16 protein-coding genes and 1 pseudogene are annotated in these 19,479 nt (G+C 65.6%); 13 read left to right on the forward strand and 4 right to left on the reverse strand.

Annotation, left to right across the window (positions count from 1 at the left end; translation table 11 throughout):
• Positions 1-4: 4 nt before the first annotated feature.
• The 3 genes and pseudogenes from glpK to AB4Y98_RS15110 all read right to left on the reverse strand — a co-directional run.
• A pseudogene (glpK, locus tag AB4Y98_RS15100) lies at positions 5-1,396 on the reverse strand (glycerol kinase GlpK); the annotation flags it as partial.
• Between the two features lie 63 nt (positions 1,397-1,459).
• A complete protein-coding gene (gene glpD / locus AB4Y98_RS15105) occupies positions 1,460-2,944 on the reverse strand; it encodes a glycerol-3-phosphate dehydrogenase (protein ID WP_442244625.1) in 1,485 nt (494 codons plus the stop codon).
• Between the two features lie 120 nt (positions 2,945-3,064).
• Positions 3,065-3,700: an OmpW/AlkL family protein gene (locus AB4Y98_RS15110; RefSeq protein WP_049464294.1), complete on the reverse strand. Its 636-nt coding sequence runs from the start codon at positions 3,698-3,700 to the stop codon at positions 3,065-3,067.
• 186 nt (positions 3,701-3,886) lie between these two features.
• Here AB4Y98_RS15110 and AB4Y98_RS15115 point away from each other — a divergent pair, with 186 nt between their 5' ends.
• The 3 genes from AB4Y98_RS15115 to lpdA all read left to right on the forward strand — a co-directional run bounded on the left by AB4Y98_RS15115 (position 3,887) and on the right by lpdA (position 8,207).
• Positions 3,887-4,456: a DNA-deoxyinosine glycosylase gene (locus AB4Y98_RS15115; RefSeq protein ID WP_312110135.1), complete on the forward strand. Its 570-nt coding sequence runs from the start codon at positions 3,887-3,889 to the stop codon at positions 4,454-4,456.
• A 113-nt stretch (positions 4,457-4,569) separates the two neighbouring features.
• A complete protein-coding gene (gene aceF, locus AB4Y98_RS15120; RefSeq protein WP_428703899.1) occupies positions 4,570-6,291 on the forward strand; it encodes a dihydrolipoyllysine-residue acetyltransferase in 1,722 nt (573 codons plus the stop codon).
• 107 nt (positions 6,292-6,398) lie between these two features.
• Entirely contained in the window at positions 6,399-8,207 is a 1,809-nt protein-coding gene (gene lpdA / locus AB4Y98_RS15125) for a dihydrolipoyl dehydrogenase (RefSeq protein WP_336032364.1), read from the forward strand.
• Positions 8,208-8,676: 469 nt separating this feature from the next.
• On the opposite strand, the gene AB4Y98_RS15130 is transcribed toward lpdA, so the two are convergent.
• The gene (locus AB4Y98_RS15130; protein WP_025877373.1) at positions 8,677-9,495 is read right to left on the reverse strand and encodes a hypothetical protein; all 819 of its coding nucleotides are present in this window, start codon (positions 9,493-9,495) and stop codon (positions 8,677-8,679) included.
• Positions 9,496-9,991: 496 nt separating this feature from the next.
• Here AB4Y98_RS15130 and AB4Y98_RS15135 point away from each other — a divergent pair, with 496 nt between their 5' ends.
• From AB4Y98_RS15135 to AB4Y98_RS15180, 10 genes are all read left to right on the forward strand, one after another.
• Entirely contained in the window at positions 9,992-10,324 is a 333-nt protein-coding gene (locus AB4Y98_RS15135) for a hypothetical protein (protein WP_032952006.1), read from the forward strand.
• A gap of 31 nt (positions 10,325-10,355) precedes the next feature.
• The gene (atpB, locus tag AB4Y98_RS15140; protein WP_025877369.1) at positions 10,356-11,144 is read left to right on the forward strand and encodes a F0F1 ATP synthase subunit A; all 789 of its coding nucleotides are present in this window, start codon (positions 10,356-10,358) and stop codon (positions 11,142-11,144) included.
• A gap of 64 nt (positions 11,145-11,208) precedes the next feature.
• Positions 11,209-11,511 (forward strand): F0F1 ATP synthase subunit C, encoded by a 303-nt coding sequence (atpE, locus tag AB4Y98_RS15145; RefSeq protein ID WP_025877367.1) that lies wholly within the window; start codon positions 11,209-11,211, stop codon positions 11,509-11,511.
• A gap of 114 nt (positions 11,512-11,625) precedes the next feature.
• Entirely contained in the window at positions 11,626-12,096 is a 471-nt protein-coding gene (locus AB4Y98_RS15150; RefSeq protein ID WP_025877365.1) for a F0F1 ATP synthase subunit B, read from the forward strand.
• Positions 12,097-12,098: 2 nt separating this feature from the next.
• Positions 12,099-12,626, forward strand: coding sequence for a F0F1 ATP synthase subunit delta (locus AB4Y98_RS15155; RefSeq protein WP_089237051.1), 528 nt, complete (start codon positions 12,099-12,101; stop codon positions 12,624-12,626).
• Between the two features lie 44 nt (positions 12,627-12,670).
• Positions 12,671-14,218 (forward strand): F0F1 ATP synthase subunit alpha, encoded by a 1,548-nt coding sequence (atpA, locus tag AB4Y98_RS15160; RefSeq protein ID WP_442244626.1) that lies wholly within the window; start codon positions 12,671-12,673, stop codon positions 14,216-14,218.
• A gap of 95 nt (positions 14,219-14,313) precedes the next feature.
• The gene (gene atpG, locus AB4Y98_RS15165) at positions 14,314-15,177 is read left to right on the forward strand and encodes a F0F1 ATP synthase subunit gamma (RefSeq protein ID WP_089237047.1); all 864 of its coding nucleotides are present in this window, start codon (positions 14,314-14,316) and stop codon (positions 15,175-15,177) included.
• Between the two features lie 38 nt (positions 15,178-15,215).
• Positions 15,216-16,622 carry a F0F1 ATP synthase subunit beta gene (atpD, locus tag AB4Y98_RS15170; protein ID WP_223496664.1) on the forward strand — a complete coding sequence of 469 codons (1,407 nt, stop codon included), beginning with the start codon at positions 15,216-15,218 and terminating at the stop codon, positions 16,620-16,622.
• A gap of 112 nt (positions 16,623-16,734) precedes the next feature.
• Entirely contained in the window at positions 16,735-17,157 is a 423-nt protein-coding gene (locus AB4Y98_RS15175; protein ID WP_025877355.1) for a F0F1 ATP synthase subunit epsilon, read from the forward strand.
• Between the two features lie 99 nt (positions 17,158-17,256).
• Positions 17,257-19,476 (forward strand): hypothetical protein, encoded by a 2,220-nt coding sequence (locus tag AB4Y98_RS15180; protein ID WP_442244627.1) that lies wholly within the window; start codon positions 17,257-17,259, stop codon positions 19,474-19,476.
• Positions 19,477-19,479 lie beyond the last annotated feature (3 nt).

Here is a 19,479-nt window from a genome sequence, read left to right on the forward strand (position 1 = left end):
TCCCCCACTGTGCCGCGATCTGTTCGCGGCTCTCCCAGAAGCCGACCGCCAGCCCGGCCAGGTAGGCCGCACCCAGCGCGGTGGTCTCGGTCACCCGCGGTCGCAGCAGGGGTACGCCGAGGATGTCGGCCTGGAAGCCGGCGAGGAAGTCGTTTCCGATCGCGCCGCCATCGGCGCGCAGTTCACTGAGCGAGATCCCCGCATCGGACTGCATCGCATCCAGAACGTCGCGGGTCTGGTAGGCCATCGCCTCCAGCGCTGCGCGCACGAAGTGGGCCTTGCCGGTGCCACGGGTCAGGCCGAACATCGCACCGCGCACGTCGCTGCGCCAGTACGGTGCACCCAGGCCGACGAAAGCCGGCACCAGATATACCCCCGCGCTGTCCGGCACCTGTGCGGCCAAGGCTTGGCTGTCAGCAGCGCGATCGATCATGCGCAGCCCATCGCGCAGCCACTGCACCACCGAGCCGGCGATGAAGATCGACCCCTCCAGCGCGTACTCCACCTTTCCCTCCAGGCCCCAGGCAATGGTGGTCAGCAGGCCATTGCGCGAGCGCACGGCCTGCGTGCCGGTGTGCATCAGCATGAAGCAGCCGGTGCCATAGGTGTTCTTGACCATGCCTGGCTGGAAGCAGGCCTGGCCGAACAGCGCGGCCTGCTGGTCACCGGCGATGCCGGCGATCGGGATCGGGTGGTCGAAGAAGAACTGCGGGCGCGTGTGCGCGTATACCGAACTGGAATCGCGCACCTGCGGCAGCATCGCACGCGGAATGTCCAGCAGGGCCAGCAGGTCCTCGTCCCATTCCAGGGTGTGGATGTTGAACAGCAGCGTGCGCGCGGCGTTGCTGTAGTCGGTCACGTGCGCCTGGCCGCCGCTGAGATTCCACACCAGCCAGCTGTCGATGGTGCCGAACAGCAGCTCGCCACGTTCGGCCCGCTGCTGCGCGCCTTCCACGTGATCGAGGATCCAGCGGATCTTGGTGGCCGAGAAATAGGCGTCGATCAGCAGCCCGGTGCGCTCGCGGATCAGCGCTTCGTGGCCGCCGGACTTCAGCCGCTCGCAGATCGCCTGGCTTTGCCGCGACTGCCAGACGATGGCGTTGTGGATCGGTTGTCCGCTGGCGCGGTCCCAGACCACGGTGGTTTCGCGCTGGTTGGTGATACCCAGTGCCGCGATGTGGCGGGGATCGATCTGTTCGCGGCTGAGCAGTTCGGTGATCGTGGCATAGACGCTGGTCAGGATCTCGCGCGGGTCATGCTCGACCCAGCCCGGCTGTGGAAACACCTGGGTGAACTCGCGCTGTGCGCTGCCGACGATGTCGCCTGCGCGATCAAACAGGATCGCGCGCGAACTGGTGGTTCCCTGGTCGATGGCCAGCACGTAGCGGGGCGTCATGCAGCGTCTCCGGTGGCGATATTGGAATCGTAATGCATCGGCGGCGCCGGGCCGCGCGCGGCATTACCGGCGATGTGAATCCATCCAGGCCTGCAGCCGTACTGCCTGCGCCGCGTCCATCTGCAGCCCCAGCTTGCTCCGCCGCCACAGTACATCCTCGGCGCTACGGGCCCACTCGTGGTCGCACAGGAACGCCACCTCGCGTGCGTGCAGGCCCGCGCCAAAGTCTTCGCCCAGATCGAACAGGCTGCGTGCGCCGTGCAGCAGATCGATGCTGCGACTGCCATAGGCGCTGGCCCAGCGCCGCAGCGTGGCCTCCGGCAGCCAGGGGGCCTGGTGCCGAAGCTGTTCACGTGCCTGCCCGGCATCGCCCCAGTCGCTGCCGGGCAGTGGCTCGCCTGCCGCCGTCCAGGCGGGGCCGGCGTGCGGCAGATAGGGGCGCAGCAGGTCCACTGCCTCCTCGGCCAGTACCCGGTACGTGGTCAGCTTGCCGCCCAGCACGTGCAGCGCAGGCGCACCTTCGGCGTCCAGTTGCAGGCGATAGTCACGGCTCAGTTTGGCCGCGCGCGGGTCCGGGTCGGCCAGCAGCGGGCGCACGCCGGCGAACTGCCAGACCACCTCGGCAGGTGCGACCGGATCGCGCAGGTAGCCGTTGGCAGCGCTGCACAGGTAGTCCACTTCCGCGGGCAGCACACTGCAGCGTGCGGGGTCGCCGCGATAGTCGGTGTCAGTGGTGCCGATGAGCAGATGGTCGTGGAAGGGCAGCAGGAACACCACGCGGCCATCGGGCTGCTGCAGCAGGCAGGCGCGGTCGTTCGGCCAGACGCGGCGCAGCACGATGTGGCTGCCCTGGACCAAGCGCAGCGCAGGTCCGCCGCTGCGGGCGTGCATGCGCTCCAGCAGGCCGCCGGCCCAGGGGCCTGCGGCGTTGACCACCGCCTGTGCCTGGACGGTCTGCTGATGGCCTGCGACGTCTTCCAGTACGGCGTGCCAGCGTCCGTGCCCGCGTTGCAGGTCCACGCAGCGCGTGCCGGTCAGGATGCGTGCACCCCGCTGCGCAGCGTCGAGCGCGTTGAGGATGACCAGCCGCGCGTCATCCACCTGTGCGTCGGCGTAGCTGAAGGCGTGCTGCAGCTGTGGCGACAGCAGCGCGCCGAGTGGATCGGCGTGCAGGTCCACGGCGCGCGACGCGGGGAAGGCGGGGCTGCGCCGGCCCAGATGGTCGTACAGCCAGAGCCCGAGGCGCAGCATCCAGCGCGGGCGCAGGTGCGGCTGCCACGGAAGCACGAAGCACAGCGGCCGCACCAGGAACGGCGCCTGCCGACGCACCACCTCTCGTTCGCCCAGTGCCTTGCGCACCAGGCCGAACTCGCCCCGTTCCAGGTAGCGCAGGCCGCCATGGATCAGCTTGCTGCTGGCGCTGGAGGTGTGTGCTGCCAGGTCGTGCTGTTCGCACAGCAGCACCTTCAGGCCGCGGCCGCTGGCATCACGGGCGATACCGGCGCCGTTGATGCCACCGCCGATCACCAGCAGGTCGACCTCGTGCATCGCGCCTCCGCATCCCGTCTGTGTAGATCCGACTGGAAGTCGACTCTACAGAACCCGGGTGACGGAAACGACGACGGGCCCCGAAGGGCCCGTCGCGGTACAACAATGACGCAGAAGCGCTTAGAAGCGGGCGCCGATGCCGAAGCCGACGGTCCACGGATCCATCTTCGCTTCGCCGATCTTCTCGCCGCCGACCTTCACGTCCGGACGCGAGCGCATGTAGCGGGCGTCGGCACGGGCGAACCAGGTCGAGTTGATGTTCATGTCCACACCGACGGTGCCGATCACGCCCTTGGCGTCCTTCAGGCGGATGTCGGAGTCGCTGCCGTCGGCCAGGGTTTCATTGCTGAAGGCCGACTGGAAGTAGCCCACGCCCACGAACGGACGGAACACGTTGTCAGCCTGGCCGAAGTGGTACTGGCCGCTCAGCGCGACCGGCTGCTGCTCGACGCTGCCGAGGCGGGCATTGCCCGGGCCCTTCACCTTGTGGTCGAACTTGTCTGCAGCGCCCCACAGCTCAACGGCCCAGTTGTCGTTGATGTAGTAGCTGAAGCTGACGGTCGGTGCCGGGCCGCCATCGACCTTCTTGATGCCGTCGATCGGGTCATTCTTCGGCTGCAGCAGCGAGACGCCGCCAACCACGGCAAAATGCTTGCCCGAGGCGGTATCGGTGGTGCTGCTGTCCTGCGCGAAGGCAGCCGGTGCGAACGCGGCGGAGGTCAGCAGGGCGAGGCTCAGGATACGGATGGAGCGCATGGGGGAATCTCCTAATGTTTCTTGTTTTGGGCCCCCGGTTGCGGGGCGAGCACACCGTAGTCGCCCCAACATGAATCGAATCCGACGCGCGTTAAAAATTAGTTCGCACTGTTCAGCGAACAGCGCGAAATCCTTGTTTTCCTGTGGTTTCTGTCCTTCCGGAATATTCATGCAGTTGGAGAAGATGTGAGCGCCGCAACGTTGTGCATCGGCCTGCCTGCGCAGGTAAACACGGATTGCCGGGTGTTGCTGCTGGGTTCAATGCCCGGTATCGCTTCGTTGCAGGCACAGCATTACTACGCGCACCCGCGCAATCGCTTCTGGCCATTGCTCGGCGATCTGTGCGGCTTCGACCCGACAATGCCGTACGCGCAGCGACTGCAGGCGCTTGCAGCCAATGGTGTCGGCCTCTGGGATGTGATCGGCCGCTGCGAACGACGCGGAAGCCTGGATGCGGACATCGTGCGTGGCACGGAAGTGGCCAATGCACTTCCCGCACTGATCGCCGCATTGCCTGACCTGCAGCTGATCGGCTGCAACGGTGGCGCGGCGATGCAGGCCTTCCAGCGCTGGGTGCAACCGCAGCTGGCCACGTCGGCCAAGGTGCTGGCGCTGCCGTCCACCAGTCCGGCCAACGCAGCGTGGTCCTTGCCGCGCCTGCGCCAGGCCTGGCAGCCGGTGGCCGTCGCACTGGCGACATCAAGCGGACATCGGCAGGACAATACGCTACCGACTGGAAGCGCTGGCGGGCCATGAGCAACAGCGTGTCCCGGCTGCGTGCGTACTGAAAACACCTGTAACGGTTGGCGCTGGCTCCCGCTGGCCGCACAATAGACGTTTCCCTACACCAGATTGCCGGAGTTCTCCCCATGGCCGAAATCAAGGAAGCACGTGTCCCCGATATCGGTGACTACAGCGATATCCCGGTAATCGAGGTGCTTGTTGCCGTCGGCGATACGGTGAAGAAGGACCAGGGCCTGGTCACGCTGGAAAGCGATAAAGCGACCATGGAGGTGCCGTCCTCGGTGGCCGGCGTGGTCAAGGAAATCAAGGTCAAGCTGGGCGACAGCCTGTCCGAAGGCAAGGTCGTGGCACTGATCGAAGTGGCCGACGGCGAGGCTGCCCAGCCGGCCGCTGCTGCTGCACCCGCACCGGCCAAGGCCGCTGCTCCGGCCGCTGCCACCCAGGCCGCTCCCGCTCCGGCCGCTGCTGCTGCCGCCCCCGCTGCCAGTGGCGGCGCGGTGGAAGCCCTGGTGCCGGATATCGGCGATTACAGCGGCATTCCGGTCATCGAAGTGCTGGTCGCCGTGGGCGATACGGTGAAGAAGGACCAGGGCCTGGTCACGCTGGAAAGCGACAAGGCCACCATGGAAGTGCCGTCGTCGGTCGCCGGCGTCGTCAAGGAGATCAAGGTCAAGGTCGGCGACAACCTGTCGCAGGGCAACGTGGTCGCCATCATCGAAGCCGAAGGCGCTGCCGCCCCGGCCCCGGGCAAGGCTGCCGCCGCTGCTGCCCCGGCCGCCGCCGAGACCGCCACCAAGGTCGAGCCGGTCGCCGTGCCGGCCCAGCCGGACAAGCTGGCCGCCCGCGAGATCGCCAGCGCCCCCTCGGCCGGCGCGCCGACCAGCCCGCCGGTACAGTTCAACGCCGATGGCGTGCTGCCGGCCAAGGTGCCCTACGCATCGCCGGTGGTGCGCGTGTTCGCCCGTGAGCTCGGTGTCGACCTGCTGCAGGTCAGTGGCAGCGAGAAGGGCGGCCGCATCACCAAGGCCGACGTGCAGAAATTCGTCAAGGCCGCGCTCAGCGGCGGCGCTCCGGCAGCTGCCGGTGGCACCGTGGCCGCCGGCGGTGGCCTCAACCTGCTGCCGTGGCCGAAGGTTGATTTCAGCAAGTTCGGCGACGTTGAAGTGCAGCCGCTGTCGCGCATCAAGAAGATCTCCGGTGCGAACCTGGCCCGCAACTGGGCGATGATCCCGCACGTCACCCAGTTCGAGCAGGCCGACATCACCGACCTGGAAGGCCTGCGCGTGGCGCTGAACAAGGAGAACGAGAAGGCCGGCATCAAGCTGACCATGCTCGCCTTCCTGATCAAGGCCAGCGCTGCGGCGCTGAAGAAGTTCCCGGAGTTCAACGCCTCGCTCGATGCCAGCGGCGAGAACCTGACCCTGAAGAAGTACTTCAACATCGGTTTCGCTGCCGATACCCCGAACGGCCTGGTCGTTCCGGTCATCCGCGACGTCGACAAGAAGGGCGTGGTGCAGATCGCGCAGGAAACCGGCGAGCTGGCCAAGAAGGCGCGTGACGGCAAGCTGGGTCCGGCCGACATGAGCGGCGGTTGCTTCTCGATCAGCTCACTGGGCGGCATCGGCGGCACCGCGTTCACCCCGATCGTCAATGCGCCGGAAGTGGCCATCCTCGGCGTCTCCAAGTCGTCCATCCAGCCGGTCTGGAATGGCAAGGAGTTCGCTCCGAAGCTGATGCTGCCGCTGTCGCTGAGCTACGACCACCGCGTCATCGATGGCGCCCTGGCCGCACGCTTCACCACGTACCTCTCGCAGGTGCTGGCCGACATGCGCCGCGTGCTGCTGTAAGGCACCGCTTCGCCCCCACCGTGCGGCCGCTGCCCCTGGCGCGGCCGCCTGTCGAAACGCAGTGACAGCCCGCCGGCCACGCCGGTCGGGCACGAGGAAAACCCATCATGGCCACGATTGAAATCAAGGTTCCCGACATCGGCGATTACAGCGATGTGCCGGTGATCGAAGTGCTGGTCGCCGTTGGCGATACGGTGAAGAAAGACCAGGGTCTGGTGACCCTGGAGTCGGACAAGGCGACCCTGGAAGTGCCGTCCTCGGCAGCCGGCGTGGTCAAGGAAATCAAGGTCAAGCTGGGCGACACCCTGTCCGAGGGTGCCGTTGTCGTGCTGCTGGAGTCCGAAGGCGCTGCTGAAGCGCCGGCCAAGGCCGCTGCGCCGGCCCCGGCGGCCGCCGCCCCGGCCAGCAAGCCGCCGGTGACGCCGTCGCACCGCGCCCCCGCCGAGCCTGCAGCACCGAAGCCGGCTCTGGCCAGTGGCAAGGCCGCCGACATCGAATGCGAAATGGTCGTGCTGGGCTCGGGCCCGGGCGGCTACACCGCCGCCTTCCGCGCCGCCGACGTCGGCCTGGATACGGTGCTGGTCGAGCGCTACGCCAGCCTCGGCGGCGTCTGCCTCAACGTGGGCTGCATTCCGTCCAAGGCCCTGCTGCACGCCGCAGCGGTGATCGACGAAGTGGCCCATGCCGGTGATTTCGGCGTTGAGTTCGGCAAGCCGACCATCACCCTGGACAAGCTGCGCCAGTACAAGGAAAAGGTCGTCAACCAGCTGACCAAGGGCCTGGCTGGCATGGCCAAGCAGCGCAAGGTCCGCAGCGTGCAGGGCGTTGGCAAGTTTGTCTCGGCCAACGAACTGGAAATCACCGCGGCTGACGGCAGCACCCAGCTGCTGCGCTTCCAGAAGTGCATCATCGCTGCCGGTTCGCAGGCGGTGAAGCTGCCGAACTTCCCGTGGGACGACAAGCGGGTGATGGATTCCACCGACGCGCTGGAGCTGGCCGAAGTACCGGGCTCGCTGCTGGTCGTCGGCGGCGGCATCATCGGCCTGGAAATGGCCACCGTTTATGGTGCGCTGGGCAGCAAGGTCACCGTGGTCGAGTTCATGGACCAGCTGATGCCGGGCGCCGACAAGGACCTGGTCAAGCCGTTGGCCGACCGCCTGAAGAAGCAGGGCATCGAAGTGCACCTGAAGACCAAGGCCTCGGGCGTCACCGCCGATGCCAAGGGCATCACCGTGACCTTCGAAGCCGCCGAGGAAGGCCAGGCACCTGCGCTGGCGCAGGGCACCTTCGACCGCGTGCTGGTGGCCGTGGGTCGCTCGCCGAACGGCAAGAAAATCGATGCCGAGAAGGCCGGCGTGCAGGTCACCGACCGTGGCTTCATTCCGGTCGACCGGCAGATGCGCACCAACGTGCCGCACATCTTTGCCATCGGCGACATCGTCGGCAACCCGATGCTGGCCCACAAGGCCACGCACGAGGGCAAGCTGGCCGCCGAAGTGGCTGCCGGCCACAAGAAGGAGTGGGTGGCCCGCGTGATTCCGTCGGTGGCTTACACCAACCCGGAAATCGCCTGGGTCGGCGTCACCGAGACCGAAGCCAAGGCCAAGGGCCTGAAGGTTGGCGTGGCCAAGTTCCCGTGGGCCGCCAGCGGCCGCGCGATCGGCATCGGTCGCACCGAGGGCTTCACCAAGCTGATCTTCGACGAGGACAGCCACCGCATCATCGGTGGTGCCATCGTCGGTGTGCATGCCGGTGATCTGCTGGCCGAGATCGGCCTGGCGATCGAGATGGGTGCCGAGGCCGAGGACATCGGCCACACCATCCATGCGCACCCGACGCTGAGCGAATCGGTGGCGATGGCCTCGGAAATTTACGACGGCACGATCACCGATCTGTACATGCCGAAGAAGAAATAAGGCGCCCGCGCCTTTGCGAACGAAAAACCCCGGCATCGCCGGGGTTTTTTTGTTTATGCGCTCCGGATTCTTGCGAGCTGTAGGGCCGCTGCGCGGGCGGCAGGCATTTCGACAAATGTCCCCCGTCGCCCGCCTTCGGCGGTCGCCTCCTCCTTTACTTTGTCGAAACGCCTGCCGCCCGCGCAGCGGCTCGGCTTGCGGAAGGCGGAAGCCACAACCACTCCCACCGCAGCGGCTGCCTGGATGCCTGGATGCCTGACACGCGGAGGGAGAGGGGGCTGGGTGCGAAGTAAAGGAGGAGGTGACGGCCGCAGGCCGGCGCCGGGGGACATTCGCACCCGGCCCCCTCTCCCTCCAGCGCTCGACCAACCCGCTTCTGCTCTTCTGTCAGGAAGCCACAAAAAAACGCGGCCCCCGATGTTCCGGAGGCCGCGCCAGGAGAGAACGTGCTGTGGAAGGGGAGCAGGGCTTAGAAGGTGACGCTGATACCCGCCACCGGGCCCTTGAATTCCTGCTTCAGGCCGATGGTGCCGTCGCTGCCCTTCTTGTCCGCATCCAGCTTGAACCAGTCGTAGCCGGCGAACACGCCGAAGTTCTGGGTGAAGCGGTAATCGACGATCGCGTTGGCGCGGCTGAGGTCACCCTTGTAGTCGTCGAAGCTGCCCCAGCGCGTGTTGAGGTACTGGCCCTGCAGGGTGATCATCCACTTTTCGGACGGGGTGAAGCTCAGGCGTGCACCGACCACCGGCGCCACACCGTCGGTCTTCTCGTCCAGGAACTGGCCTTCATACACCGTGCCCAGGTCGGCGTAGCCCTTGGTGCTGACCTTGGCGTATTCGGCACCCAGCTGCAGGCCGAGGTCGAACTTCTCGGTGTCCACCACCGAGTAGTCATACACCAGGCTGGCCACCTGGTACTTCAGCTCCGCCTTGACGAAGCTGTCGGCCGGCACGTTGACGTTGCCGAAGGAAATGTCCTGGCCAAGCGTCTCGCGGCGGTCCTTGTCGTACTTGAAGTAGTTGAACAGCAGGCGCTGGCGGTTGCTGATGCGGAACATGCCGTCGATGCGCGGCTCCCATTCCTTGCCACCCAGCTTGAAGTCCTCGGAGAAGCCGATGTCCTGGCCGGCGACATTGGTGTTGCCGCGCAGGGTGTTGTCCGAGTCGATGTTCATCGCACCCAGGCGCAGGGCGAAGCGGTCATCGCCTTCGGCGGCATGGGCGGAGGAGGCGAACGACGCGCCGGCGGCGAGAAGCGAGAGGGCGAGCAGGGTGGGGACGGAGCGCATCGAAAGAGTCCTTGCAGTGGTTCATCGGAATGAAGGCCACTTTGCCGGACGTCGCTGTCCACCATTCGTGAAGGTATGGTCCACGCGATGTGGACGGTTCAGCGCTGTCAGCGCCCTGCGAAAAGATGGCCCCGGAGCGGCGCTTCGGGGCCATCATGGGGACCTGCAGGCGAAGCGTCGACGAGGTAGCTGCAGGCAGGTCGGAAGATGGGACCACTGCCGTCGGCAGAAAGTTCCGCCGCCTGCGACCAAAGTTCAATGCGTTGCACCGCAACATCGCGCAGATGGCATTGTCCCCGTGGTGGGCTGCAAAACCGCAGCCCTTACCGCAACTTGCGCTGTTCCGATATGAACAGGCACCGGTTGTCTCGCAAATTGTCCCATTGCTATAATTTGGCGGCTCGATGAGGCCCCCCTGCTGTAGTCGCCTCAGCCATCCACTTGTAACCACGCGGGACGTCCTGTGCTGAACTCCGTAGAAACGGGTCGGCGACTGATGCTGCGCGCCGCGGTCTACCCGCTGGCCGCGGTGGCTGTCCTGGCTCTGGCCTTCCTGCTGGTGGGGCCGAAGTATGCCCTTGGTGCCCTGGCATCAGGTGTGGCGGTTTCGGCCGGTGGTTGGGTGGCGGCACGGATGGCGCTGGGTGGTGGTGCGCTGGGGGCCGGTTCGGCCATGGCACGCCTGATCGTTGCGATCGTGGCCAAGTGGGCGCTCGTTTTTGGTGTCCTGATGGTGGGGTTCCTGGTCTTCAAGCTGCCTGCACTGGCGCTGTTGGCCGGTATCGCCGTCGGGCTGATGTTCCAGGTCCTGGCCATGGCCAGGCGCTAATCGAATTCATTTAACTTAAGGTTCCGGACACATGGCAGGCGAGGCGCTTACACCCACCTCCTACATCCAGCATCACCTGCACAATCTGACTGCAGGTCATGGCACCCCGTGGGCGATCCACGTGGACACGCTGGTAACCTCGCTGCTGATGGGCCTGGTGATGGTCGTCGCCTTCTGGATGGCGACCCGCAAGGCCACCTCCGGCGTGCCGGGCAAGTGGCAGGCATTCGTCGAGATCTGCCTGGAGTTCGTTGACCGCCAGGCCAAGGACACCTATCACGGCACCAGCAAGCTGGTGACCCCGATCGCGATCACGATCTTCTTCTGGATCCTCCTGATGAACCTCATCAAGATGATCCCGGCCGACTTCATCGCCAAGCCGCTCGAACTGATGGGCGTGCCGTACTGGAAGCCGGTCCCCACCGCCGACGTCAATGCCACCCTCGGCATGTCGATCAGCGTGTTCTTCCTGATGCTGTTCTTCGCGTTGCGCGCCAAGGGTATTGGTGGTTTCACCAAGGAATTCCTGACCGCACCGTTCGGCAAGTGGATGATGCCGTTCAACCTGATCCTGAACATCGTCGAGTGGCTGAGCAAGCCGATTTCGCTGGCGATGCGACTGTTCGGCAACATGTTCGGCGGTGAAATCGTGTTCCTGCTGATCTGGGTGCTGGGCGGTGCAGGTATCGCCGGCATGTTTGCAGGCGCGTTCGCCGGCTTCGGCTGGATGCTGTTCCACCTTCTGGTGATTCCGCTGCAGGCCTTCATCTTCATGATGCTGTCCATCGTGTACCTGAGCCTGTCGGAAGACGCTCACTGAGTTTCGCTTCACCCTTCATCCGTTTGTTTCTAAACCCTTAGCAATCAAGTTCCTGGAGAAAACCATGTACTTCGCCGTCCTGACCAATCTCGCCCAAGTTCAGAGCTCCACCGTCCTCGCCGTCGGCATCATGATCGGCCTGGCCGCGCTGGGCGCCGGTCTGGGTCTGGCCATCATGGCCGGTAAGTTCCTGGAGTCGGCCGCGCGCCAGCCGGAACTGATCCCGGTCCTGCAGGTCCGCATGTTCATCACCGCCGGCCTGATCGACGCCGCCTTCATCATCTCGGTCGCCGTGGGCCTGCTGTTCGCCTTCGCCAACCCGCTGGTCGGCGAGTTCGTCTCGCGCCTGCCGGCAATCGCTGGCTGATCCAGCGAAAGCGAAACGACCGGGCGCCGCAGGCGCCTGGTCGCGGATGAAGGTTCGGAGGCGCCGCCCGTGTGGCGGCGCATCCATCCCGTCACAACCGACTGAGCGAACCCCATGGATATCGGTTTTACCCTCATCGCCCAGGCCCTGGCCTTTGCCGCCCTGATCTGGCTCATCGCGACCAAGATCTGGCCGCCGCTGATGAACGCGATCGAAGAGCGCCAGCAGAAGATCGCTGAAGGCCTCGCTGCTGCCGACCGCAGCCAGAAAGATCTGGCCCAGGCGCAGGACAAGGTCAATGAAGCGCTGAAGGAAGCCCGCACCAAGGCCAACGAGATCATCGATCAGGCCCACGCGCGTGCCAACCAGATCGTCGACGCGGCCCGCAACGAAGCTGTTGCCGAAGCCACCCGTCAGAAGGATCTGGCCCAGGCCGAAATCGACGCCGCCGCCAACCGTGCCCGTGAAGATCTGCGCAAGCAGGTGTCCGCGCTGGCCGTGACCGGTGCCGAAAAGCTGCTCAAGCGCGAAATCGACGCCAACGCCCACAAGGCGCTGCTCGACGAGCTGGCCTCGGAGATTTAAGGATGAGCCAGGCCCTCACGCTTGCCCGCCCGTACGCCCGCGCCGCCTTCGCGACCGCGCGTGACGAAGGCGCGTTCGCGCCGTGGTCGGACGCTTTGGCGTTCTCCGCCCACGTCGCCGCCGATCCGCGCGTGGCGGCCCTGCTCGCCAACCCGGAGCTGGGTCGCGATGACGCCGTCGCCCTGCTGGCGCCGGAGTCCCGCGGCGAGACCTACTCGCGCTTCCTGGCTGTGCTTGCCGAATCGCATCGTCTGCCGCTGCTGCCGGAAATCGCTGGCATGTTCGACGCGCTGCGCGCCGAGGCCGAGCACGTGGTCAAGGCCACGGTGACCTCCGCGGCCGAGCTGTCGGTTGCCGAGCTGGACGCGATCAAGGCCGCGCTGCGCAAGCGCTTCAACCGCGAGGTCGAAGTGGCCACCGCGGTCGACGCCTCGCTGATCGGCGGCGCTGTGATCGACGCCGGCGACGTGGTCATCGATGGTTCGCTGAAGGGCAAGCTGGCCCGTCTGCAGACCGCGCTCGCTAACTGAATTCATTTAACGTCCGGCCCCGCTGCCGGCACTAGGACTTGACGATGGCAACCACGCTCAACCCCTCCGAAATCAGCGAACTGATCAAGAACCGCATCGAGAAGGTCAAGCTGGCCGCGGAATCGCGCAACGAAGGCACCGTGACCAGCGTGTCCGACGGCATCGTGCGCATCTTCGGCCTGGCCGACGTGATGCAGGGCGAAATGATCGAACTGCCGAACAACACCTTTGCCCTGGCCCTGAACCTGGAGCGCGACTCGGTCGGCGCCGTGGTCCTGGGTGGCTACGAGAACGTGCGCGAAGGTGACGTCGCCAAGACCACCGGCCGCATCCTGGAAGTGCCGGTCGGTCCGGAACTGCTGGGCCGCGTCGTCAACGCGCTCGGCGAGCCGATCGACGGCAAGGGCCCGCTGGGTACCGACCTGACCGCTCCGGTGGAGCGCGTTGCTCCGGGCGTGATCTGGCGCAAGTCGGTCGACCAGCCGGTGCAGACCGGTTACAAGTCGGTCGACTCGATGATCCCGATCGGCCGCGGCCAGCGCGAGCTGGTCATCGGTGACCGCCAGACCGGCAAGACCGCGCTGGCCATCGATGCGGTGATCAACCAGAAGGGCACCGGCATCAAGTGCGTGTACGTAGCGATCGGCCAGAAGGCTTCGACCGTTGCCAACATCGTGCGCAAGCTTGAAGAGAACGGCGCCCTGGCGCACACCATCGTGGTGGCTGCCACCGCATCCGAATCGGCCGCGATGCAGTACATCAGCGCCTACTCGGGCTGCACCATGGGCGAGTACTTCATGGACCGCGGCGAAGACGCGCTGATCGTGTACGACGATCTGTCCAAGCAGGCCGTGGCCTACCGCCAGATCTCGCTGCTGCTGAAGCGCCCGCCGGGCCGTGAAGCCTACCCGGGTGACGTGTTCTACCTGCACTCCCGTCTGCTCGAACGCGCTGCCCGCGTGTCCGAGGAATACGTCGAGAAGTTCACCAACGGTGCGGTGACCGGCAAGACCGGTTCGCTGACCGCGCTGCCGATCATCGAGACCCAGGCCGGCGACGTTTCCGCGTTCGTTCCGACCAACGTGATCTCGATCACCGACGGCCAGATCTTCCTGGAAACCGATCTGTTCAACGCCGGCATCCGCCCGGCCGTGAACGCCGGTATCTCGGTGTCGCGCGTCGGTGGTTCGGCGCAGACCAAGATCATCAAGAAGCTGTCCGGCGGCATCCGTATCTCGCTGGCCCAGTACCGCGAGCTGGCTGCGTTCGCGCAGTTCGCCTCGGACCTGGACGAAGCCACCCGCAAGCAGCTCGAGCGTGGCCAGCGCGTCACCGAGCTGATGAAGCAGAAGCAGTACGCGCCGATGTCGATCGCCAACCAGGCGTTGTCGATCTACGCCGTCAACGAGGGTTACCTCGACGACGTGCCGGTCAGCAAGCTGCTGGCGTTCGAAGAAGGCCTGCACGCGCACTTCGCCAACACCCAGGGCGAGCTGATCGGCAAGGTCAACGCCACCGGCGGTTGGGACAACGACATCGAAGGTGCCTTCAAGAAGGGCATCGTCGAGTTCAAGACCACCGGCAGCTGGTAATCGAGGTCCTGTAGAGCGGAGCGATGCTCCGCTGGACCAGACGATCAAACGGTTGAACAACGCGGGGCCCAGGCCCCGCGCCACGGGAATAAAAGATGGCAAGCGGACGCGAAATCAAAACCAAGATCAAGAGCGTGCAGAACACCCGCAAGGTGACGCGCGCCCTGGAAATGGTCTCGGCCTCCAAGATCCGCAAGGCGCAGGATCGGATGAAGACCTCGCGTCCGTACGCGCAGGCGATGAAGCAGGTGATCGGCCACCTGGCGCAGGCCAGCACCGACTACCAGCATCCGTTCCTGGTCGAGCGTGAGCAGGTCAAGCGGGTCGGGTTCATCGTGATCTCTTCCGATCGCGGTCTGGCCGGCGGCCTCAACAACAACCTGTTCCGCAAGATGCTTGGCGAAGCCAAGGCCTGGCAGGACAAGGGCGCCGAAGTGGACCTGGTGACCATCGGCCAGAAGGCGTCGACCTTCTTCCGCCGGGTCAAGGTGAACATGGTCGGCACGGTGACCCACATCGGCGACACGCCGAAGCTGGAATCGCTGATCGGTGTGATCAAGGTCATGCTCGACGCCTTCACCGAAGGCAAGGTCGACCGCGTGTACCTGGTCTACAACCGCTTCGTCAACACCATGGTGCAGAAGGCCAGCTTCGATCAGCTGCTGCCGCTGCCGGCCGCCGAGAAGCAGGTTGCGCACCACGACTGGGACTACCTGTACGAACCCGATGCCGCGACCGTGCTGGAGCACGTGATGACGCGTTACATCGAGTCGCTGGTGTACCAGGCGCTGCTGGAAAACGTCGCTTCCGAGCATGCCGCGCGCATGGTGGCGATGAAGTCGGCCAGTGACAACGCCAACAAGCTGATCGGAACCCTGCAGCTGGTCTACAACAAGGCCCGCCAGGCAGCGATCACCCAGGAAATCTCCGAAATCGTCGGCGGCGCGGCAGCAGTCTGACCGCGTTCGTTAAAAGCACACATTTAGAGGATGCAGCAATGAGTCAGGGCAAGATCGTTCAGATCATCGGCGCCGTCGTCGACGTCGAATTCCCCCGCGAGTCGGTGCCGAAGGTGTACCACGCGCTGAAGGTGGACAACACCGAAATCACCCTGGAAGTGCAGCAGCAGCTCGGTGACGGCGTGGTCCGCTGCATCGCGCTGGGCTCCACCGATGGCCTGAAGCGCAACCTGGTGGCCACCAACACCGAGCGCGGCATTTCCGTGCCGGTCGGCGCTGGCACCCTGGGCCGCATCATGGACGTGCTCGGCCGCCCGATCGACGAAGCCGGTCCGGTCGCCTCCAGCGACACCTGGGAAATCCACCGCGCTGCTCCGTCGTATGAAGACCAGTCCCCGGCCACCGAGCTGCTGGAAACCGGCATCAAGGTCATCGACCTGATGTGCCCGTTCGCCAAGGGTGGCAAGGTCGGCCTGTTCGGCGGCGCCGGCGTCGGCAAGACCGTCAACATGATGGAACTGATCAACAACATCGCCAAGGCGCACAGCGGTCTGTCCGTGTTCGCCGGCGTGGGTGAGCGTACCCGTGAGGGCAACGACTTCTACCACGAGATGAAGGACTCCAACGTCCTGGACAAGGTCGCGATGGTGTACGGCCAGATGAACGAGCCGCCGGGCAACCGTCTGCGCGTCGCCCTGACCGGCCTGACCATGGCCGAGTACTTCCGCGACGAGAAGGACGAGAACGGCAAGGGCAAGGACGTGCTGCTGTTCGTCGACAACATCTACCGCTACACCCTGGCCGGTACCGAAGTGTCGGCACTGCTGGGTCGTATGCCGTCGGCAGTGGGCTACCAGCCGACCCTGGCCGAGGAAATGGGTGTCCTGCAGGAGCGCATCACCTCGACCAAGAATGGTTCGATCACCTCCATCCAGGCCGTCTACGTGCCGGCCGATGACTTGACCGATCCGTCGCCGGCGACCACCTTCGCCCACCTTGACTCGACCGTGACCCTGTCGCGTTCGATCGCTTCGCTGGGTATCTACCCGGCGGTCGACCCGCTGGACTCCACCAGCCGCCAGATGGACCCGCTGGTCATCGGCCACGAGCATTACGACACCGCCCAGCGCGTCCAGCAGACCCTGCAGAAGTACAAGGAACTGAAGGACATCATCGCCATCCTGGGCATGGACGAACTGTCCGAAGAAGACAAGCAGGCCGTGTCGCGCGCCCGCAAGATCGAGCGCTTCTTCAGCCAGCCGTTCCACGTGGCCGAAGTGTTCACCGGCTCGCCGGGCAAGTACGTGTCGCTGAAGGACACCATCCGTGGCTTCAAGGCCATCGTCGATGGCGAGTACGACCACCTGCCGGAGCAGGCGTTCTACATGGTCGGCAGCATCGAAGAAGCGGTCGAGAAGGCCAAGAAGATGGCCGAGAAGGCCTGATGCGGCGGGGACGGGCACACGCCCGTCCCGACCGTGACACGGGGTGGGCCTGCGCCCACCGCTGCGGAATCCCTGCGGTGGGTTCGACCCGCCCCCTAGCGAAGAGAGTTACATGAGCACCATCCGTTGCGACATCGTCAGCGCCGAGCAGGAAATCTTCCGTGGCGAAGCGACCCTGGTCGTGGCCACCGGTGAGCTGGGCGAACTGGGCATCGCGCCCAAGCACGCGCCGCTGATCACCCGCCTGAAGCCGGGCAAGGTGGTAGTGACCACGCCGAGCGGCGAGCAGCTGGATTTCGCCATTTCCGGCGGCATCCTGGAAGTGCAGCCGCAGGTGGTGACCGTGCTGGCCGACACCGCGATCCGCGCACAGGACATCGACGAAGCCTCGGTCCGCAAGGCCAAGGAAGAAGCCGAACGCATCCTGGCCAACCGCGGCGAAGCGATGGAAGTGGCCGAAGCGCAGCAGAAGCTGGCAGAGGCCGTTGTCCAGCTGCAGGCGCTTGAGCGCCTGCGCAAGACCCTCAAGCACTGAACCGTGCCGAGGTGACATCTGTGCCTGCAAGGCACGGGTGAATGCAGGAACGCCGGCTGCCATGCCGGCGTTTTTGTTTGTTTTCCACGGAGGCAGGGAATGCAGCAGTCATCGACAGCGACGCAGGACATGGGGGGCTGGCAGTGCCGCTGGCGCACGCCGGAAGGCATGTTCCTGATTGCCTGGGTCGTGCTCTGCCTGCCGTGGCTGCTGGGCATCAAGACCATTCCGTTCGACGCCGTGCAGCAGTTCTTCCCGGCGGTCAGCTTCAGCGCTGAGCAACTGCGTCATCTGCAGGCGCCGTGGTGGAATCCGTATCTGTACGGGGGCTACCCGCAGCTGGCCGACCCGCAGATGATGACGTTGCAGCCGAGCATGCTGCTGCCGATGCTGTTGGCACCGACGTCGCTGCACCTGTTCAACGTGGTCGTGCTGCTGCACGTGCTGGCAGGTGGCTTCGGTGCCTTGCGGCTGGGCCGCGTGCAGGGAATGCCGCCACCGGCGCGGCTGCTGTTCGCGCTGGTGCTGATGTTCGGTGGGGTGGCCGCATCGCGGCTCCAGCACACGCCGATGATCGTCAGTTACAGCCTGCTGCCGTGGCTGTGGCTGGGCATGGAGCAGGTCCGCCGCCAGGGTCGGCTGCGTGACGTACTGCTGGCCGGCATCGCTGGAGGCTTGTGCGCGCTGCAGCTGACCCAGGTTACCTACTTCATCATCCTCGCCTGTGCGATCCATGCGGTGGGCGCGGTTCTGCTGGAGAAGGGCCCGCGCGTGCGGCTGCTGCTGCGATTTGGTCTTGTCGGCGTGCTTGCCGGCGCGATCAGCGCGCCACAGTGGTTGTCCACGCTGGCTTGGCTGGGCGAGACAAATCGGGATGGTTTCTCGTTGGAGGCTGCGTTGCCGGGGGCCATGCACTGGCAGACCCTGGCCACGCTGCTGTCAGGCAACGTGTTCTCGCAGGGGCGTGGCGACAGTTGGGCCTTTGGTGACATCAGCGCCGATTACCTTTATCTCGGCGCGGTGCCGCTGGCGCTCTGGCTGGGATGGGGCGGCGAAGTGCTGCGGCGCAAACCCGCTGCGGCGCGCATCGCGCTGGCCGTGGTGATTCTGACGATCCTGATCGCGCTGGGTGGGGCAACGCCACTGTTCCCGTGGTTGTTCACCTGGCTGCCAGGCCTGGATCTGTTCCGGCGTCCTGCTGATGCCTTGTTCCTCACCCTCCCAGCAGCAGCTTGGCTGGGTGCCAACGCCTTGCAGGCTGCATTGCAGCCAGGCCCGTTGCGGCCGCCGTGGATGTCCGTAGGTGCCGTCGTGCTGCTTGCCGTCTCCAGTGCCTGGATGGCGATCGACCGCGGTCATCTGGCGGCCTTTGCCTGGCTCGGCATCAGCGCGGCCGTGGGAATCGCCGCGGTGCTGCTGCTGCGTCGTCACCGGGCACCCGAGCGCTGGCTGTTTGTGCTGGTGCTGTTCGACCTGCTGCTGTTCAACGTGGGGACCAGCTTCAACGCAGGCAGTGGCACCAAGTCGGTGCTGACCGCCGACCGCGCCGGGCCGGCGCAGCGGGCCTACGCGCTGCTCGCAGCAGAGCGGCAACCCGGATTGCCCGAGCGCGCCGTGGTCTTCGGCATCGGTGGGCTTACCAACGGCGCCGCGGTCCATGCGATCGCGCTGGCAAACGGCTACAACCCGATGTTGGCCAGCGACTACCTGCAGATGACCGGCATGCCGGGTGAACCGGTGGATACGTTCCAACAGAAGCTGCCGACGGCCTGGGCAACGGACACAACAGCGCCTGTGTACGATCTGCTGGGCGTGCGCTGGCTGCTGGCCCAGGATCCGTTCCCGGGTTCAAGCGCGCAGGGTGACCAGGTCGAGCTCGCGCGACGCGACAGCGTGCTGCCGCGCGTGCTCAATCCTCGGAACGTCCGACGCCACGATGCGCGTCTGCCGCCTGCGGATGAATTCAACCAGACCGATTTCAGCCGGCAGCTCTGGCTGCCAGCCATGGCCGGCGCCGCATGCCCGGAGCATGATGCCGGTGAGGCCAACATCCAGGTGCAGCACTACCAGCCTGGCCGTATCGAGCTCACGGTGGAAGCCGACCGCCCCGCGTGGGTCGTGGTCAACGAGGTGACTGCCCGTGGCTGGCAGGCCCGCTTGCCCGATGGCACCGTACTGCCGCTGCTGCGTGGCAATGGCCTGTTCCATGCGCTGTGCGTGCCGGCAGGCCGCCATCAGGTGCAGTTGCGTTACAGCCCGCTGCAGTTGTGGCGCGAGGGATTGAGCGTGCGCCTGGCCGGCGACAGTGGCCTTCACTGAACG

Source organism: Stenotrophomonas sp. 2YAF26, assembly GCF_052114625.1.
GTDB lineage: Bacteria > Pseudomonadota > Gammaproteobacteria > Xanthomonadales > Xanthomonadaceae > Stenotrophomonas > Stenotrophomonas indicatrix.

Coding starts and splice junctions, on each gene's coding strand:
- glpD (WP_442244625.1), bottom strand. CDS start 2,944: ATGCACGAGGTCGACCTGCTGGTGATCGGCGGTGGCATCAACGGCGCC.
- atpG (WP_089237047.1), top strand. CDS start 14,314: ATGGCAAGCGGACGCGAAATCAAAACCAAGATCAAGAGCGTGCAGAAC.
- lpdA (WP_336032364.1), top strand. CDS start 6,399: ATGGCCACGATTGAAATCAAGGTTCCCGACATCGGCGATTACAGCGAT.
- AB4Y98_RS15155 (WP_089237051.1), top strand. CDS start 12,099: ATGAGCCAGGCCCTCACGCTTGCCCGCCCGTACGCCCGCGCCGCCTTC.
- atpD (WP_223496664.1), top strand. CDS start 15,216: ATGAGTCAGGGCAAGATCGTTCAGATCATCGGCGCCGTCGTCGACGTC.
- AB4Y98_RS15180 (WP_442244627.1), top strand. CDS start 17,257: ATGCAGCAGTCATCGACAGCGACGCAGGACATGGGGGGCTGGCAGTGC.
- atpA (WP_442244626.1), top strand. CDS start 12,671: ATGGCAACCACGCTCAACCCCTCCGAAATCAGCGAACTGATCAAGAAC.
- aceF (WP_428703899.1), top strand. CDS start 4,570: ATGGCCGAAATCAAGGAAGCACGTGTCCCCGATATCGGTGACTACAGC.
- AB4Y98_RS15175 (WP_025877355.1), top strand. CDS start 16,735: ATGAGCACCATCCGTTGCGACATCGTCAGCGCCGAGCAGGAAATCTTC.
- atpE (WP_025877367.1), top strand. CDS start 11,209: ATGTACTTCGCCGTCCTGACCAATCTCGCCCAAGTTCAGAGCTCCACC.
- AB4Y98_RS15110 (WP_049464294.1), bottom strand. CDS start 3,700: ATGCGCTCCATCCGTATCCTGAGCCTCGCCCTGCTGACCTCCGCCGCG.
- AB4Y98_RS15135 (WP_032952006.1), top strand. CDS start 9,992: ATGCTGCGCGCCGCGGTCTACCCGCTGGCCGCGGTGGCTGTCCTGGCT.
- AB4Y98_RS15150 (WP_025877365.1), top strand. CDS start 11,626: ATGGATATCGGTTTTACCCTCATCGCCCAGGCCCTGGCCTTTGCCGCC.
- AB4Y98_RS15130 (WP_025877373.1), bottom strand. CDS start 9,495: ATGCGCTCCGTCCCCACCCTGCTCGCCCTCTCGCTTCTCGCCGCCGGC.
- atpB (WP_025877369.1), top strand. CDS start 10,356: ATGGCAGGCGAGGCGCTTACACCCACCTCCTACATCCAGCATCACCTG.